This window comes from Pseudonocardia thermophila (assembly GCF_900142365.1).
Taxonomy (GTDB): Bacteria; Actinomycetota; Actinomycetes; order Mycobacteriales; family Pseudonocardiaceae; genus Pseudonocardia; species Pseudonocardia thermophila.
Genome location: NZ_FRAP01000007.1, coordinates 72,151 through 88,884, shown reverse-complemented (window position 1 = coordinate 88,884; position 16,734 = coordinate 72,151). Strand labels below are relative to the sequence as shown.

Sequence of the window (16,734 nt, the reverse complement as noted above, 5' to 3'; positions counted from 1 at the left end):
CGCTCAGCTCCGCATCCGCGCGTTGTCCGGGTCGAACAGCGGCGTCGCGTCCGCGGCGGCGACGGTCACCGGGTACAGCTGCTCCATGTAGGACACGGCGAGCTGGTTGCCGACGTACGCCTCGTCCGGCGGCAGGTACGCCATGAGCAGGTGCTTGCCCAGCGACGGCGCCGAACCCGCCGTGGTGACGTACGGGTGGCGACCGTTGCCGTCGGTGAGCGGGCCGCCGTCCCGGGTGCGGATCGGCTCCCCGCCGAGCATGTAGCGGCGCTGCCCGCCCGCGCTGATGTGGTCGTCGACGGTGAGCGTGCACAGCACCGACCGCGGCCCGGCCTCTCGCTGCTCCAGGTAGCGGGCCCGGCCGATGAAGTCGGCGTCCTTGACCCGCGGCCGCGCCATCCCGGCCTCCACGATCGTGCGCTCGGCGTCGAGCTCGAACCCGTAGGCGCGGTAGCCCTTCTCGATCCGCCCGGTCGTGCCGTACACGCCGATCCCGACCGGCACGGCGCCGTCGGGCTCACCGGCCTCGTGCAGCAGGTCCCACACGCGTGCGCCCTGCTCCATCGGCACGTACAGCTCCCAGCCCAGCTCACCGACGTAGGAGATGCGCGACGCGAGCACCGAGACGCTGCCCAGTTGGATGGGGCGGCAGGTGAAGAACGGGAAGCCGGCGTTGCTGATGTCGTCGTCGGTGAGCCGACCGAGGATGTCGCGCGCCTTCGGCCCCCACAGCCCGATCGTCGTGAACGCCGAGGTCACGTCGACGACGGCGGCGCGATCGGCCAGGTTGTCGCGGAACCACTTCAGGTCGGCCATGCCGTGCGCGGCGCCGGTGACGACGCGGAAGTGGTCGTGGGCGAGCCGCATGATCGTCAGGTCGGAGCGGAAACCGCCGTTGGGGTCCAGCACGGGCGTGTAGATCAGCCGTCCCTCGGGCACGTCGGCCTGCGCGACCACGATGTGCTGCACCGACGCCAGCGCGCCCGGCCCCACCACGTCGAAGATCGCGAACGCGGTGAGGTCGACGATGCCGGCGCGCTCCCGCATGGCCAGGTGCTCGGCGTTGATGATCGGCGACCACCAGCGGGAGTCCCACTCGTGCTCGCGCGGCACGACACGATCGCCGTACTCACCGAGCAGGACCTCGTTGGAGGCGTACCAGTGCGGTCGCTCCCAGCCCGCGGTCTCGAAGTAGACGGCCCCGGCCGCCGACGTCGCCGCGTGCATCGGGGCGAGCCGCTTGCCGCGGTCGCTGGCCCACTGCTCGGCGGGGTGGACGATGCCGTAGGTCTTGTTGAACGACTCCGACGTGCGGGCGCGCACGTGCTGGCGGGTGCGCTGGTGCGGGTAGAACCGGGCGATGTCGGAGTGCGCGAGGTCGATCTCCGACCAGCCCTGCGTCATCCACTCAGCGACGGCCCGACCGACGCCCGGACCCTCCTTGACCCAGACCGCCGCGGCCGACCACAGCCCCTTGACCTCGGGCGTCTCGCCGAGGATCGGGGCGCCGTCCGGGGTGAGCGAGAGCAGCCCGTTGATGGCGTAGCGGATCTCCGCGCCGTCGGCGCCGAGCGCGTCGGGCATCAGCTCGAGCGCCTGCTCCAGCTGCGGATCGAAGTCGTCGGCGGTGAACGGCAGCTCCGTCGGCGACAGCTTCGCCTGCTCGATCGTCGGGATGTCCTCGGGGTCGTACAGGATCGGGCGGTGGGCGTAGGAGCCGACCTCCATGTCGGCGCCGTGCTGGCGCTCGTAGCAGAAGGTGTCCATGTCCCGCACGATCGGGAAGCTGATCTCGCCGGGTCGCTCGGCCAGTTGCGGGATCGGACCCACCGAGATCATCTGGTGCACGGCGGGGGTGAGCGGGATGGCCGCGCCCGCCATCCGCGCGAGCTTCGGGCTCCACACCCCGCAGGCGATGACGACGTACTCGGCCTCGATGTCGCCCTTGTCGGTGCGGACCCGCTTGATCCGGCCGCGTTCGACGTCCATGCCGACGACCTCGACGTTCGGCACGGTCGTCAGGGCGCCTGCCTGCTGGGCGGCCTCCCGCATGAGCGTGCCGGCGCGCAGCGAGTCGACTACGCCGACCGACGGTGTCCAGAACGCGCCGAGGATCTGGTCCTTGTCCAGGAACGGGATGCGCGCCACGACGTGGTCCGGGGTGACCAGCTCGGCGTCGATGCCCCACGCCTTCGCCGACGACATGCGCCGGCGCAGCTCCTCCATGCGCTCCTCGGTGCGAGCGACCTCGTAGCCGCCGGACTCGGTGAACACGCCCAGCTCCTTGTACTGGCGCATCGAGTCGAGCGTGAGGTCGGTCAGCTCGCGGGAGTGGTCGACGGGGAAGATGAAGTTCGACGCGTGGCCGGTGGAGCCGCCCGGGTTGGGCAGCGGGCCCTTGTCGATCTGCACGATGTCGCGCCAGCCCAGCCGAGCCAGGTGGTGAACGAGGCTGTTGCCGACGATGCCGGCGCCGATCACGACGACGCGGGCGGTGGCGGGCACGGTTGCCATTGCTGCTCCTTCTCCTAGTCGCCCAGCTCGCGACGGCGGCGGGTCACGTACTCGGTCAGTTCCTCGCGGACGGCGTCGTCCAGCGGGGGCGGCTCGTACTCGGCCAGCTTCGCGCGCGCGATCTCGGCGGCCCGGGCTGCGGCGTCCTTGCCCCCGCCCCGCACCCAGCGCTCGTAGTTCTCGGAACTCGACAGGAAGGGCCGGTAGAAGCAGGTCCGGAACCGTTCCATGGTGTGGGCGGCGCCGAGGAAGTGCCCACCGTGGCGGACCTCGTCGTGCGCCCCGAACGCCAAGCTCGCCTCGTCGATCTCCAGCGGGGTGAACTCGTGCTGCAGCATCTCCAGCACCTGCACGTCGAGGACGAACTTCTCGTAGCTCGCGACCAGCCCGCCCTCGAGCCAGCCCGCGGAGTGCATCACCCAGTTGATGCCCGCGAGGAACGTCGGGAGCATCGTCATGAGCGCCTCGTAGCCGGCCTGGGCGTCGGGGGTCTGGCTGGAGGTGAGCCCTCCACCGGAGCGCACCGGCAGGTTGAAGCGGCGGGCGATCTGCCCGGTGGCGAGCAGCCCGATCGCCGACTCGGGGGTGCCGAAGCACGGCGAGCCGGACTGCATGTCGATGTTGGACAGGAACGAGCCGAACACGACCGGGCAGCCGGGCCGGATGAGCTGGGCGAGCGCGATCCCGGTGAGCGCCTCGGCGATCTGCTGGGCCAGGGCGGCGGGGATGGAGACCGGTGACATCGCGCCCATGAGCAGGAACGGGGTGACGACGACGGCCTGGTTCGCCGCGCAGTACTCGAACAGGGCGTCGAGCATGCGCTCGTCCCAGCGCAGCGGCGAGTTGCAGTTGATCAGGGAGATCGTCGCAGGCGTTTCCTCGATCGTGTCGCGGCCGCCGAAGAGGATCTCGGTCATCGCGATCGTGTCGCGCGCGTTCTCCCCCGAGACGACGTTCCCCATGTAGATCTTGTCGGTGAGCGTCTGCAACGCGAACGTCATATCGAGGTGCCGGGAATCGAGCGGGGCGTCCTCCGGCTCACACACCACACCACCCGCCGAATCCAGCACCGAGAACACCTGAGAAAGGCGGGCGAAGTTCTCGAAGTCCGCCATTTTCGCGTCTCTTCGGACGTTCCCCTCGCGGACGAACGGCGGCCCGTAGACCGCGCCGAACGCCATGCCGTCCCCGCCGATGTGCACGGTGTTCGCAGGATTGCGGGCCTGCAGGTCGAACCCGGACGGAGCCTTCGCGACCTGCTCGAGGACGAACTCCGGATCGAAGCGGACGAGCCCGTCCTCCACCTTCTGCCCGGCCTGCCGGAACAGTTCCAGAGCCCGCCCGGAACCGAACTCGACGCCGATCTCGCTCACCAGCCGGCGCCAGCCGCCGTCGAGCGTGTTCATGGCCTGTTCGGAAAGGATCTCGTAGCGGGGCATGGTGTTGCGGAACATGCGCGCTCGCTCTCGGGGGTTCGCAGAAACGATCTCTTGACGTTCCGGGTGAACGGGGCCACAGTAGCGGCAATCACCGGAACCTGGGTTCCATGATGTGAAACTCTTCGGCCCCGAGTTGCGAGACGGGCCGGGACGGGATCCCGAATGACCACGCAGACCCCGCAGACGGGCAGCCAGGCCGTCGAGCGCGCCAGCGCCTTGCTCGGTGTGATCGTCGAGTCCGGGGCACCCCGCACGTTCACCTCGCTCGTCGACGAGCTCGGGCTGGCGAAGTCGACGACCTCACGCCTGCTCAGCGCCCTGGAGCGGGCACGGCTCGTGCACCGCGACCGGTCCGGCGCGTTCCGACCGGGCGCGCTGTTCTCGCTGCACGCGGCCCGGCCGAGCGCGCTGCACGATCTGTCCGAGCTGGCCCGGCCCACGATGGAGCACCTCTCGGAGCTCTCGGGCGAGACCGTGGTGCTCGCCGTTCCACGGGGTGGGCAGGTGGTGCAGATCGACCAGGTCGACAGCCGCTACATGCTCGGCGCCGTCAACTGGGTGGGCGTGGATGTGCCGGCGCACTGCACAGCGCTCGGCAAGGTCCTCTACGCGTTCGACGCGTTGCCCCGCCCGCAGGGCGCGCTGGAACGGCGCACCCCGCACTCCCCCGTCGACCGCGCCCAGCTCGACCACATGCTGGTCGAGGTGCGCCGGCGCGGCTTCGCGGTCTCCCTCGACGAGCTCGAGCTGGGCCTGGCCGCGGTCGCGGCACCGGTGCGCACCGTCGACGGCGTGGTCGCCGCCGCGATCTCGGTGTCCGGCCCGACCAGCCGCATCAACGACTTCGGCATCACCGCCCTCGGTGAGCTGCTGGTGGCGGAGCTGCGCGGGCTCTCGGCGCTCTTGGGTCACCGCCCCGATCCCGATCCGCGGCGCAGCCGCCTGACCGGCACGAAGGAAGGCATGCGATGACCGACCACCAGGAGATCCTGCGCGGCCTCTACGACGAGACCCTGGTCGGCAACGGCCCACGCGTGCTCGAGCTGACCAGGCAGGGGCTGGAGACGGGCCTGACGCCGGAGTCGATGCTGTTCGACGCGCTGATCCCGTCGCTGGAGGAGGTCGGGGCGCGGTTCGAGCGCGGCGACTTCTTCGTGCCCGAGATGCTGGTGGCCGGCCGGGCGATGAGCGGAGCACTGGACGTGCTGCGCCCGCTGCTGGCCGAGACCGGCGCGCAGACCGTCGGCACGTTCCTGATGAGCACGGTCAAGGGCGACGTGCACGACATCGGCAAGAACCTGGTCAACATCATGCTGGAGGGCGCGGGCTTCCACGTGATCGACCTGGGCGTGCAGGTCTCGCCGGAGAAGGTCGTCGCGGGTGTGCAGGAGCACAAGCCGGACATCGTCGGGTTCTCGGCCTTCCTCACCACGACCATGCCGATGTTCAAGGCGAACATCAACGCGCTGCAGAAGGCCGGGCTGCGCGACGACGTGATCGTGATGGTGGGCGGGGCGCCAGTCACCCAGGAGTACGCCGACGCGGTCGGCGCCGACGGCTACGCGGCCGACGCCGCCACCGCCGTCCGCAAGGCCAAGGAGCTGCTCGCGGCGCGCCGCGCGACGGTGGGGGTCTAGATGCACACGGTTCTGCGTTCGGCCACCCGCGAGGTGGTCATCGGCCCGGACCAGCCGTTCTGCCTGATCGGCGAACGGATCAACCCGACCGGCCGCACGGCGTTCGCCGAACACCTGCGCGCCGGGGACCTCTCCCCAGTGGAGATCGATGTCGCCCAGCAGGTCGCGGGCGGGGCGACGATGCTCGACGTCAACATGGGCGTCCCGCTCGCCGACGAGGCCGAGCTGCTCGCCCGCGCCGTCGCGCTGGTGCAGGAGCTCACCGACCTGCCGCTGGTGATCGACTCGTCGGTGGTCGAGGCGCTGGAGGCCGGGCTCGCGGCGTACCAGGGGAAAGCGCTGGTCAACTCGGTCACCGGCGAACGCGAGCGGCTGGACGCGATCCTGCCGATCGTCAAGCGGCACGGAGCGGCGGTGATCGCGCTGCCCAACGAGGAGGACGAGATCCCCGCCGAGCCGCAGAAGCGGCTGGACATCACCCGCAAGATCATCGACATCGCGGCCGGCGAGTACGAGATCCCGATCGAGGACCTCGTGATCGACCCGCTCGCCATGCCGGTCGGGGCGGACACCTCGCTGGTGCGGACCACGCTGCGCACGATCGAGCTGATCCGCGAGGAGTTCGGCGTCAACACGACCCTCGGCGCGGGCAACGTCTCCTTCGGCATGCCGAACCGGCCCGCGCTGGGCGCGGCGTTCCTGCCGATGGCGATGACGTGCGGGCTGACCAGCGCGATCATGGACGTGCGCTCGCCGCAGATGGTCGACGCCGTGAAGGCCGCCGACCTGCTGCTGGGCAACGACGACTGGGGCGCGGCGTGGATCGCGCGGGCCCGGGCAGCAAGAGGCGCGCAGGAGGGAGCGGCCGCGGCCGCGGCTGCGTCGTGACCGAGCCGGGGCCGGACCGGGCGCGGATCCGCTTCCACCCCGACGGGTCCGCGCCCCGCGAGGTGCGGGTCCCGGCCGGCACCACCCTGTTCGACGCGGCGAGCTGGAACGGCATCGCCGTCGACTCGACGTGCGGCGGGCACGGCACGTGCAAGAAGTGCCTGATGCGCGTGATCGAGGGCGACGTGCCGGTGTCGCGGGTCGATCCCCGCGCGTTCACCCCGGAGCAGCTGCGCGCGGGCTGGCGGCTGGCCTGCCGCGCCGCGGCCGAGCAGGACCTCGTCGTGGAGGTGCCGCCGCTGGTCACCCGGCCGAAGGCGGCGACGGTCGGCGTCGGCCGGCAGGTGGTGCTGCGGCCGGCCGTCCAGAAGCGGTGCGTCACGCTGCCGGAGCCGTCGCTGGCCGACCAGCGCAGCGACCTGGAGCGGCTGCGGGCCGCCCTGGACGACCTGGAGTTCTCCGCCGACCTGCGCGCGGTCCGCAACCTCTCCCGCGCGATGCGCGCCGCTGACGGCGTGGTCACCGCGGTGATCGTCGACGACGTGCTCGTCGACGTCGAGCCGGGCGACACCGGTGCACGGTGCTACGCGCTGGCGTTCGACCTGGGCACCACCACGGTCGTCGCCACACTGCTCGACCTGGTCACCGGCACCCCGGCGGCGGTGGCGTCGGTGCTGAACCCGCAGCAGCCCCACGGCGCCGACGTGATCACCCGGATCAGCGCGACGATGATGGACCCCAGCGCGCTGGACCGGCTCACCGCGCTCGCCCACTCCGCGCTCGACGGCCTGGCCGGCGAGGTGTGCGCGGAGGCCGGTGTCGATCGGCGCGAGGTGTACGAGATCGCTCTGGCCGGCAACGCGACGATGGTCCACCTCGCGCTGGGCCTCGACCCCGAGCCGCTGGGCGTCGCCCCGTTCGTCATGGCCGGCCGCGAGTTCCCCGGCCTCACCGCGCGCGATCTCGGTGTGCAGGTGCACCCGGGCGCGCGGGCGTACGTGTTCCCGGCGCTCGGCGCGTACGTGGGCGGGGACGTCGTGGCGGGCGCGCTGGCGTCCGGGATGGACCGCGACCGGCGGATCCGGCTGTTCATCGACATCGGCACGAACTGCGAGATCGTCCTGGCGGCGGGCGACCGGCTGCTCGCGACCGCGGCACCGGCCGGCCCAGCGTTCGAGGGGGCGGCGATCCGCTGCGGGATGCGGGCCGCACCGGGCGCGATCGAGGGTGTCAAGATCAGCGAGGACGACGTGCTGCTCGACGTGATCGGCGACGTCGAGCCGCTCGGTCTGGCCGGTTCCGGCCTGGTCGACGCGGTCGCGGCGCTCGTCTCGACGGGACTCGTCGACGCGTCGGGCCGGCTCGCGACCGCCGACGACCCGGGCGTTCCACCGGGCCTCGCGGCGCGGCTGCGCACCGTCGGCGAGGAGCGGGCGTTCGTCCTGCACGCCGGCCCTCAGCACGACCTGTGCCTGTTCCAGCGGGACATCCGCGAGCTGCAGTTCGCGAAGGCGGCGATCGCGACCGGCTGGTCGCTGCTGCTGGAGGAAGCGGGCCTCACCCAGGACGACGTCGCGCAGGTGGTGCTGGCGGGTTCGTTCGGCAGCTATCTGTCCGCGTCCGCCGCGGTGCGGATCGGCCTCGTCCCCGGGGTGTCGCTGCTGCGGATCGTCAGCGCCGGCAACGTCGCCGGCGAGGGCGCGAAGATGGCTCTGCTGTCGGTGCGGGAGCGCGCCGCGGCCCGGGCGCTGCTGGAGGAGGTGCGCTACGTCGAGCTCTCCGACCGTCCCGACTTCAACGACCGGTTCGTCGACCGCCTCGCGTTCTGACCGGGTCGCGATCGTGGCGTGCGGCGCGATCGCCCGGCACGTCCGCGAGGTCGCGGTCCGCCGAGCCTGGCCGGTCGACGTCCACGTGCTGCCCCCGCTCCTGCACAACCGCCCGGAGCGGATCGCCGCCGCCGTCGAGGCACGGGTCGTCGAGCTGCGGGCGGACTACGCCACCGTCGCCGTCGGTTACGCCGAGTGCGGCACCTCCGGCGTCCTCGACGCCGTGTGCGCCCGCCTCGGCGTGCCTCGCCTGCCCGGCGCCCACTGCTACGACCTGTTCGCCGGCGAGCGCCGCCTCCAGGAGCTGCTCGCCGCCGAGCCGGGCACCTACCTGCTCACCGACTGGCTCGCGGCCAACGTCGACCGCGCCGTCGTCACCGAGCTGGGCCTCGACCGTCATCCCGAACTGCGCGACGCCTACTTCGGCCACTACCGCCGCGTCGTCTGGCTGGCCCAGCACCCCACCCCGCGGCTGCGCGCCGCCGCCGAGCGCGCTGCCGCGGTGCTCGGTCTGCCGCTGGAGACGATCGTCGTCGGCGACGCCCTCCTCGAGGAGGCCCTCACCCAACTGCTGCGCTGGTCCTGACCGCGGCATGGTTCCGCCCTGCACCGGGTACGCCTCGCGGAAGGCGACCACGGACGGGAGTGCAGGGATGGCGCGGGCGATCTGGACGGGTTCGATCAGCTTCGGGCTGGTGTCGATCCCGGTGGGGCTGTTCAGCGCCACCGACGACCACACGATCCACTTCCACCAGTTCGAACGCGGCACCTCCGACCGCGTCCGCAACAAGCGCGTCAACGAGCGCACCGGCGAGGAGATCGACTTCGCCGACATCGTCAAGGGCGCCGACGTCGGCGACGGCGAGCACGTCATCGTCGAACCCGACGAGCTCGAGGCCATCGCCCCCGGCCGCTCCCGCGACCTCGAGATCACCGATTTCGTCGACCTCGAGGAGATCGACCCCCTCTACTTCCAGCGCACCTACTGGCTCGCCCCGACCGCCGAGCAGTACGCCCGCCCGTACGGCCTGCTGCTCGCCGCACTGACCCGCACCAACCGCGCCGCCATCGGCTCGTTCGTCATGCGCGGCAAGCAGTACCTCGCCGCGATCCGCCCCGACGGCGACGTCCTCGCCCTCGAGACCCTCCACTTCGCCGACGAGGTCCGCGATCCCCACGAGGAACTGGAGAACCTCCCCAGCAAGCTCCCCGCCTCCGGCAAGGAGCTCGACATGGCCGTCCACCTCGTCGAGTCGATGAGCGGCCCGTGGAAGCCGGAGGACTACACCGACACCTACCGCGACAAGGTCGAGGAACTGATCGCGGACAAGCAGCGCGGCCGCCAGACCGTCGTCGAGGCCGAGCCGCCGGACCCCACCGAGATGTCCGACCTGCTCGCCGCACTCGAGGAGAGCGTCGAGGCCGCGCGATCCGGCCGCCGCACCCGCGCCGACCGCTCCGCGAAGGACGACCGCACCGCCGGGGACGGCACCGCCGAGGACGACCTCGCGAACGCCACGAAGGCCGACCTCGCCGCGAAGGCCAAGGAACTGGACATCAAGGGCCGCTCGACGATGACCCGCGACGAACTCGCCGAGGCGATCCACGACGCCTCGTGACGTCGGTGGCATCAGCCCACCACGGCGCCCGCGCTTCGGCGTGGCCGTCCGGGCAACGCCGATCTCGCGCACGTCGTCGTGCGCGCGTGCCGTCGTCGTCGGTGAAGGTGCAGGAGAATGGCTCTCCTGCCAGGTTCACCGCGGCCGCGACGACCTTCGCCGCGCCTGCGAAGCGCTCGTGGCATTCTCGAGCGCCGCAGGCGCTCCCCGAGAACACCGTCCTTCCGAAGGACTCTCCCCGAGAACACCGTCCTTCCGAAGGACTCGGAGCCCCGGCGAGGACAACTCGCCCTCCCCCACCGGACAACTCGCCGATCCCGACGGGGCAACTCGCCCTCCCGGGCGGGGTCTGGTTCCTGACCCCGGACGAGGACCTGCGCCGGGAACGTCTGATCTCCCGGCACCGGGCCTACGGCCGCACCCGGGCGAGGCCCGCGACCGGGCCCGCGGCTCCGACGAGCGCAACGCGCTGCTGATCAACGCCACCCGGGCCGCCGCCGACCTGGTCCTGGCCGCGGTCCCGGACTGAGCGCACTCACCCCTCTCGGCGCTCCGCCGCGTCGAACGCCGGCGCGAGCACCGCCAGCGCCGCCCGCAACCGCTCCCGCAGCGACCCCGTGGGCACGACCAGCCCCCCGCCGCCGAGCGGTCGGATCCACCCTTCCACGGCGATGCGCACTGCGGCCGCGACGCTCGCCGCGAGCACCCGCGCACTCTCCCCGTGAGTCTCACCGAGCCGGCGCGCGAGCACGTCCGCCAACGGCGCCGCGATGTCGGCGGTGGCCTCGAGGTACGCCGCCCGCAGCGCGGGCCGCGAGGTGATCATCAACAGCGCCCGCGGGTCCTGCTCGCCCGGATCGGTGTACTGCTCGACGACGGCCTCGACGACCGCGTCGGCCAGCCGCATCTGCGGCCGCGCCGCGACGGCCTCGGCGACCCGCCGTTCGCGGTCGGCGGTGACGGCGGAGACGATCGCCTGCTCGCGGCTGGCGAAGTAGTTGTTGTACGTCCGCGGCGCGACCCCGGCCGCCGCGGCGATGTCCTCCACTCGTACCTGGTCCGGTCCGCGTTCCAGAGCCAGCCGCAAGGCGGCCTCGCGCAGGGCCGCGCGCGTGGCCTGCTTCTTCCGCTCCCGCAGCCCCGGTGTCACCGAGCCAGCATGCCATGAATCGTGCGAACACGCAAACTTGCGTGCACGCAATTTTTCTGCCAGCCTCGGCGCCACACCGATCCGAGGGAGGAGGCACCCGATGCGTGCCAGGGGAATCGCCTACGACACCGGGTTCGTCGTGCACGGCCACACGTCCCGTGAGCGCTTCGATCCTGCGGTGGTGCGGCGTGAGCTGGAGATCATCCGGGACGACCTGCACTGCACCGCCGTCCAGATCGTCGGCGGCGACCCGGACCGGCTGGAGCTGGCCGCCCGCACAGCCGCCGAGCTCGGCCTGGAGGTCTGGTTCTCGCCGTACCCGCTGGAGCTGGAACCGGCCGAGATCCTCGCGCTCCTGCGGGACTGCGCCGAGCGCGCCGAACGGCTGCGCCGGGACGGGGCCGAGATCGTGTTCGTCACCGGTGTCGAGCTGAGCGTCATGAACCGCGGGTTCCTGGACGGCGAGAGCACCGAGGAGCGGGTCGCTCTGCTGCTGAGCGACCCGCAGCGGCGCGCTGCGGCGGTCCGCGAGCTCGGCGGACGCATGAACGCGTTCCTGCGCGATGCCGTGGACGTCGTCCGCGAACACTTCGCCGGGCCGCTCACGTACGCGGCGATCCAGTTCGAGCAGGTCGACTGGACCCCGTTCGACTTCGTGACCTACGAGCTGATCCGCTCCGCCGAGGTCGCCGACCGGTTCCGGGAGGGCGTGCGCGTGCTCGCCGCCGGGCCGAAGCCGCTCGCGATCACCGGGTTCGGCACCGCGAGCTACCGCGGCGCAGGCGACCGCGGCGGCCGGGTGCTCGAGGTGGTCGAGCTCGATCCCGCGACCCACCGGCCCATCCGGCTGACTGACGTGCACGAGCGCGACGAGGCCGGCCAAGCCGCCTACCTCACCGAGCTGCTGGAGATCTTCGAGACCGAAGGGGTGGACAGCGCGTTCGTGTACCTGTTCGCGCAGCACGGTTACCCGTACCGCCCGGACGGCGATCCCCGCGACGACCTGGACCTGGCCAGCCTCGGTGTCGTCCGCCTGCTCGACGGCGAGGCGGGCACGACCTACCCCGGCACGGAGTGGGAGCCCAAGCCCGCCTTCGGCGCGGTCGCCGAGGCGTACGGCCGCCGGCTCAGCCCGTCAGCACACCCACGGTCGCCGCGATGATGACGGTGTTGTAGAGGAACGACATCATGCTGTGGAACAGCATCTTCGCCCGCATCTCCGACGTCTTCACGATCGCGTCGGAGGTGGCGTAGGTGAAGCCGATCGTGATCGCCAGGTAGACGAACTCGATCAGTGTCGGCGCCTTCCCGCCGGGGAACTCGACGTGCTGGATCCCCTGGGCGCGCCCGACCGCCCACAGCCGCGCGTAGCGCTCGGCGTAGCTCAGGTGCAGCACCGCCCAGGACAGCACGATCAGCAGCAGCGCCGACCACGAGTACGTCGCGATCAGCGCCGCCGTCTCGTCCGGGTCCGCGCCCTCCGCCACCAGTTCGGCGATGGCCCGCTCCCCCGCGTTCCCCGTGGTCTGCAGGAGGAGCAGGACCGCGCTCGCGACCGTCACGACGGTCGTCGCGACCAGCAGGTAGCCGAGCCGCGGATCCTGCAGGCGGCGGGTCCAGTGCGGATCGGCGCCGCGGCGCGCCCGACGCATCCGCCACAGCCGCACCCCGATGAACGCGCAGGCCAGGACGATCCACACGACCGCGGCGCCCTGGTAGATCAGGTCGTCGAGATCGGGGTTGGTCCACAGATCGACGAAGATCACCAGCGCGACGAGCAGCAGCAGCCCGTCGAGCACACGGGTCGGCCACGAGCCGCCGGTCAGGTCGGCGACGGGGTCCGCGGGCGAGCCGTCGGAGCTGGTCATGTCCGTCCTCCTCGGTTGCGGGACGGACGATATCGGTCACGCTCCGTCACCCGTGTGGGGTGACCGGAGTGAGCGGCGCAGCGCCGGGTACGCCGTCGGCGAGCCGATCCGCCGTCGGGTCCCGCACCCGGTGGCGCTGCTGCGCGCACTGCGCCGGGCCCTGCTCCGCACGGTGCTGCGCGGGCTGATCCGCTCCGGCTGGGCCTGATCCACGGGCTCAGCGCTGCTTCGGCTCCTCCTCCGCGCCGTCCCCCGGCGTGGAGCGGGCGACGAGCTGCTCGTACAGCGAGGCCCGCCCCGTCACGTGCGCCTCCTGCCGGAACCGCTCGACGAGCTGTGGGTAGTGCAGCTCGAACGCCGGACGTTCCGAGCGGATCCGCGGCAGCTCGGTGAAGTTGTGCCGCGGCGGCGGGCAGCTGGTGGCCCACTCCAGCGAATTGCCGAACCCCCACGGGTCGTCGACGGCGACGACGCGGCCGAACCGCAGGCTGTGCAGCACGTTCCACAGGAACGGCAGCGTCGACAGACCGAGCAGCACCGCCCCGGCCGACGAGATCGCGTGCATCGTCGTGAAGCCGTCGATGGGCAGGTAGTCGACGTAGCGGCGCGGCATCCCGGCGTTGCCCAGCCAGTGCTGCACGAGGAAGGTGAGGTGGAACCCGATGAACATCGTCCAGAAGTGGATCTTCCCGAGGGTCTCGTCCAGCATCCGGCCGGTCATCTTCGGGAACCAGTAGTAGAGGCCGGCGAAGACGGAGAACACGATCGTCCCGAACAGCACGTAGTGGAAGTGCGCCACCACGAAGTAGGTGTCGTGCATGTGGAAGTCCAGCGGCGGGGACGCGAGCAGGATCCCGGTCAGCCCGCCCAGCAGGAACGTCGCGAGGAAGCCGACAGCGAACAGCATCGGCGTCTCGAGGGTGATCTTCCCCTTCCACATGGTGCCGATCCAGTTGACGAACTTGATGCCCGTCGGGATCGCGATCAGGAACGTCGTGAAGGAGAAGAACGCCAGCAGCACCGCACCGGTCGCGAACATGTGGTGCGCCCACACCGCGGCCGAGAGCACGGTGATCGCCACGCTGGCGAACACCATCCCCTTGTAGCCGAAGAGCGGTTTGCGGCTGAACACCGGGATGATCTCGGTGACGATGCCGAAGAACGGCAGCGCGACGATGTAGACCTCCGGGTGGCCGAAGAACCAGAACAGGTGCTGCCACAGGACGGCACCGCCGTTGGCGGGATCGAACACGTGCGCGCCGAAGAGCCGGTCGACGAGCAGGCCGAACAGGCCGGCCGTCAGGACGGGGAACGCGATCAGGATCAGGATCGAGGTGAAGAAGATGTTCCAGGTGAAGATCGGCATCCGGAACATGGTCATCCCCGGTGCGCGCAGGCAGATGACGGTCGTGAGCATGTTGACCGCGCCGAGGATCGTGCCGAGCCCGGACACGATCAGCCCCGCCAGCCACAGGTTCCCGCCCGCCCCCGGGGACCGGATCGCGTCCGAGAGCGGGGTGTAGGCGGTCCAGCCGAAGTCCGCGGGCCCGCCCGGGGTGAGGAACCCCGACATCACGATCAGCCCGCCGAACAGGAACAACCAGTACGAGAACGCGTTCAGCCGCGGGAACGCCACGTCCGGCGCACCGATCTGCAGGGGCAGGATGTAGTTGGCGAACCCGAACAGGATCGGCGTCGCGTAGAGCAGCAGCATCAGCGTGCCGTGCATCGTGAACAGCTGGTTGTACTGCTCGTTCGACAGGAACTGCTGCCCCGGCGTCACCAGCTCGCCCCGGATCAGCAGGGCCATCGCCCCGCCGATCAGGAAGAACAGGAACGCCGTCGTGAGGTAGAGCAGCCCGATGTCCTTCGGATCGGTGGTGCGCAGCACGTGCAGCGTGCGGGAGCCGAGGGGGCGCGAGCGGTGCGCGCGGGGCCGGATCGGCGTGGGTACGGGCACGGGACCGGTGCGGGTCATGGCAGCCTCGGACTCAGTCGCAGGCAGGGCGTGGTCCGCACAGCGGTAACCCACCGGGCAGCGCCGAAACCTCGGATCGGTGAGCGGTCGGCGGTTCCCTCACACCGGCGGCAACCGCTGATCCCGCCCGATCAGCTCCGCCAGCGGGTCCCCCACCTCCTGCAGCCGGTCCAGCACCGTGTGCAGCGTCCAGCGATCCGGCCGCAGCCCGGGATCGTCCAGCTCTCCCCACCGGATCGGCACGGACACCGGCGCCCCGGCTGCGGGCCGCGGGCTGAACGGCGCGACGAGCGTCTTGTTGATCGCGTTCTGGGTGTAGTCGAGACGGGCGAGGCCGCCGCGACGGTCCTTGTACCACTCCCAGCTCACCAGCTCGGGCACGGTGCGCCCGACGGCGCGGGAGATCCGCTCCACCCACGCCCGCGTCTCGCCGAACGTGCAGCCCGACGTGACCGGCACCCAGATCTGCACGCCGCGGCTGCCGGTCACCTTCGGCGCCGCCGCCACCCCGAGGTGGTCCAGCGCCGTGCGGAAGAGCCGGGCGAGCACCAGCACGTCGTCGAAGGTGCTGGCCGTGCCGGGATCGATGTCGATCAGCGCCCACGTCGGGGCGTGGACGTCGGGCAGCCGCGACGTCCACGGGTGCAGCTCGACCGCGCCGAAGTTCGCCAACCACACCAGCGCCGGAAGGCCGTCGGGCACGACGTAGCAGGCGGTCTCGCCGGGATCGGCCTCCGGGTTGTGCCAGCGCACCAGCCAGTCGGGCGCGTGGTCCGGCACCTCCTTGTGCCAGAACCCGCCCTCGTCGACTCCGTCGGGGTAGCGGTGCATGTTCACCGGCCGCCCCGCCAGGTACGGCAGCATCCACGGCCCTACCTCGGCGTAGTAGCGGATGAGATCGCGTTTGGTGACGCGACGCGCCCCCCGCCGGCCGGGGAAGAGCACCTTGTCGAGGTTGGTCAGAACCAGCTCCCGCCCGGCCAGCTCCCATCGGCCGCGCCGCCCCAGCTCGTCCAGAGCGGCGAGCTCGTCGACGTTCGGCGGCTCGACGCTCGTCGGCACATCCAGGCGCACCTCGGCGTCCGCGGCGGCGACCCCGCCCTGCCACATCGCTGCGGGCGCGGCCGCCACCTCCTCGTTGGTGCGGCCGCTGACCACCGAGCGGCGATGGTCCTCGGGGTCCCAGCCGTCGACGGCGTGCTCGTCCCGCTTGTGGATCAACAACCACTGATCGCGCCCGCCGTCACCGTCGCGGCGCACCAGCACGAACCGGCCGGCGAGTTTCTCCCCGTGCAGGTCGAAGTGCAGCTCACCGGCCTCGACGGCGGCGGCCGGGTCGTCGGTGCGCGCAGGCTCCCACGTGCCGCGGTCCCACACGATCACGTCTCCGCCGCCGTACTCGCCCTTCGGGATGACGCCCTCGAACCCGGCGTACTCCAGCGGATGGTCCTCGACGTGCACGGCGGTGTGCCGCGCCGCGGGATCGAGCGTGGGCCCGCGCGGGACGGCCCAGCTGACCAGCACCTCGTCGATCTCCAGCCGCAGGTCGTAGTGCAGCCGCCGCGCCCGGTGCCGTTGGACGACGAACCGGCGGCCGGGCGCGGGATCGGCGGCTCCGGACGGTTCCGGGGTGCGCGCGAAGTCCCGCTTCGCCCGGTAGGTCTCCAAGGCCATGCCGTGGGGTACCCCGACCCCACCGTCCCGACCCACCGCCATATCCAAACTTGACACTGAGAAAATCTCTATCTAGCGTTGCAGATATTAGGAAACCCCTCCGGAGCCCACAGCGTCGTGGGCTCCGGCGACGCAGGA

At 71.4% G+C, this 16,734-nt stretch carries 14 protein-coding genes; 8 read left to right on the top strand and 6 right to left on the bottom strand.

Annotated features, from left to right (window positions below):
• Nucleotides 1-3: 3 nt before the first annotated feature.
• Together BUE41_RS11075 and BUE41_RS11070 are read right to left on the bottom strand one after the other, a co-directional pair.
• Complete coding sequence (locus BUE41_RS11075) at nt 4-2,514, bottom strand: GcvT family protein (RefSeq protein WP_073456954.1); 2,511 nt, start codon at nt 2,512-2,514, stop codon at nt 4-6.
• 14 nt (nt 2,515-2,528) lie between these two features.
• Nucleotides 2,529-4,001, bottom strand: a complete 1,473-nt coding sequence (locus tag BUE41_RS11070; RefSeq protein ID WP_268794468.1) for a trimethylamine methyltransferase family protein — start codon at nt 3,999-4,001, stop codon at nt 2,529-2,531.
• A 114-nt stretch (nt 4,002-4,115) separates the two neighbouring features.
• Between BUE41_RS11070 and BUE41_RS11065 the strand changes: the two genes are divergently transcribed.
• The 6 genes from BUE41_RS11065 (at nt 4,116) to ku (ending at nt 9,926) form a co-directional block, all read left to right on the top strand.
• Nucleotides 4,116-4,925 (top strand): IclR family transcriptional regulator, encoded by an 810-nt coding sequence (locus tag BUE41_RS11065; protein WP_073456952.1) that lies wholly within the window; start codon nt 4,116-4,118, stop codon nt 4,923-4,925.
• Nucleotides 4,922-5,590, top strand: a complete 669-nt coding sequence (locus tag BUE41_RS11060) for a corrinoid protein (protein WP_073456951.1) — start codon at nt 4,922-4,924, stop codon at nt 5,588-5,590. Before BUE41_RS11065 ends, BUE41_RS11060 begins: the two co-directional genes overlap by 4 nt.
• Nucleotides 5,591-6,478 (top strand): dihydropteroate synthase, encoded by an 888-nt coding sequence (locus BUE41_RS11055; protein ID WP_073456950.1) that lies wholly within the window; start codon nt 5,591-5,593, stop codon nt 6,476-6,478.
• Complete coding sequence (locus BUE41_RS11050) at nt 6,475-8,307, top strand: ASKHA domain-containing protein (RefSeq protein WP_073457102.1); 1,833 nt, start codon at nt 6,475-6,477, stop codon at nt 8,305-8,307. The genes BUE41_RS11055 and BUE41_RS11050 overlap by 4 nt, the downstream gene beginning before the upstream one ends.
• Nucleotides 8,308-8,320: 13 nt before the next feature.
• The gene (locus BUE41_RS11045) at nt 8,321-8,893 is read left to right on the top strand and encodes a DUF1638 domain-containing protein (protein ID WP_073456949.1); all 573 of its coding nucleotides are present in this window, start codon (nt 8,321-8,323) and stop codon (nt 8,891-8,893) included.
• 67 nt (nt 8,894-8,960) lie between these two features.
• On the top strand, nt 8,961-9,926 hold the full coding sequence (ku, locus tag BUE41_RS11040) for a non-homologous end joining protein Ku (protein WP_073456948.1): 966 nt from the start codon (nt 8,961-8,963) through the stop codon (nt 9,924-9,926).
• A 535-nt stretch (nt 9,927-10,461) separates the two neighbouring features.
• On the opposite strand, the gene BUE41_RS11035 is transcribed toward ku, so the two are convergent.
• Nucleotides 10,462-11,076: a TetR/AcrR family transcriptional regulator gene (locus BUE41_RS11035; RefSeq protein WP_073456947.1), complete on the bottom strand. Its 615-nt coding sequence runs from the start codon at nt 11,074-11,076 to the stop codon at nt 10,462-10,464.
• A 100-nt stretch (nt 11,077-11,176) separates the two neighbouring features.
• On the opposite strand from BUE41_RS11035, the gene BUE41_RS11030 reads away from it, so the two are divergent.
• Nucleotides 11,177-12,238, top strand: coding sequence for a hypothetical protein (locus BUE41_RS11030; RefSeq protein ID WP_200803857.1), 1,062 nt, complete (start codon nt 11,177-11,179; stop codon nt 12,236-12,238).
• On the opposite strand, the gene BUE41_RS11025 is transcribed toward BUE41_RS11030, so the two are convergent.
• Nucleotides 12,204-12,944: a DUF1345 domain-containing protein gene (locus BUE41_RS11025; protein ID WP_073456946.1), complete on the bottom strand. Its 741-nt coding sequence runs from the start codon at nt 12,942-12,944 to the stop codon at nt 12,204-12,206. The genes BUE41_RS11030 and BUE41_RS11025 overlap by 35 nt on opposite strands.
• Nucleotides 12,945-12,996: 52 nt before the next feature.
• On the opposite strand from BUE41_RS11025, the gene BUE41_RS30730 reads away from it, so the two are divergent.
• Nucleotides 12,997-13,152, top strand: a complete 156-nt coding sequence (locus BUE41_RS30730; protein WP_159444891.1) for a hypothetical protein — start codon at nt 12,997-12,999, stop codon at nt 13,150-13,152.
• A 9-nt stretch (nt 13,153-13,161) separates the two neighbouring features.
• Here the strand turns inward: BUE41_RS30730 and ctaD are convergent, their stop codons facing one another.
• Both ctaD and ligD read right to left on the bottom strand, forming a co-directional pair.
• Nucleotides 13,162-14,922, bottom strand: a complete 1,761-nt coding sequence (gene ctaD / locus BUE41_RS11020; protein ID WP_073456945.1) for an aa3-type cytochrome oxidase subunit I — start codon at nt 14,920-14,922, stop codon at nt 13,162-13,164.
• A 99-nt stretch (nt 14,923-15,021) separates the two neighbouring features.
• Nucleotides 15,022-16,596, bottom strand: coding sequence for a non-homologous end-joining DNA ligase LigD (gene ligD, locus BUE41_RS11015; protein WP_073456944.1), 1,575 nt, complete (start codon nt 16,594-16,596; stop codon nt 15,022-15,024).
• Nucleotides 16,597-16,734 lie beyond the last annotated feature (138 nt).

Coding starts and splice junctions, on each gene's coding strand:
- BUE41_RS11075 (WP_073456954.1), bottom strand. CDS start 2,514: ATGGCAACCGTGCCCGCCACCGCCCGCGTCGTCGTGATCGGCGCCGGC.
- BUE41_RS11065 (WP_073456952.1), top strand. CDS start 4,116: ATGACCACGCAGACCCCGCAGACGGGCAGCCAGGCCGTCGAGCGCGCC.
- BUE41_RS11060 (WP_073456951.1), top strand. CDS start 4,922: ATGACCGACCACCAGGAGATCCTGCGCGGCCTCTACGACGAGACCCTG.
- BUE41_RS11055 (WP_073456950.1), top strand. CDS start 5,591: ATGCACACGGTTCTGCGTTCGGCCACCCGCGAGGTGGTCATCGGCCCG.
- ku (WP_073456948.1), top strand. CDS start 8,961: ATGGCGCGGGCGATCTGGACGGGTTCGATCAGCTTCGGGCTGGTGTCG.
- BUE41_RS11030 (WP_200803857.1), top strand. CDS start 11,177: ATGCGTGCCAGGGGAATCGCCTACGACACCGGGTTCGTCGTGCACGGC.
- BUE41_RS11025 (WP_073456946.1), bottom strand. CDS start 12,944: ATGACCAGCTCCGACGGCTCGCCCGCGGACCCCGTCGCCGACCTGACC.
- ctaD (WP_073456945.1), bottom strand. CDS start 14,922: ATGACCCGCACCGGTCCCGTGCCCGTACCCACGCCGATCCGGCCCCGC.
- ligD (WP_073456944.1), bottom strand. CDS start 16,596: ATGGCCTTGGAGACCTACCGGGCGAAGCGGGACTTCGCGCGCACCCCG.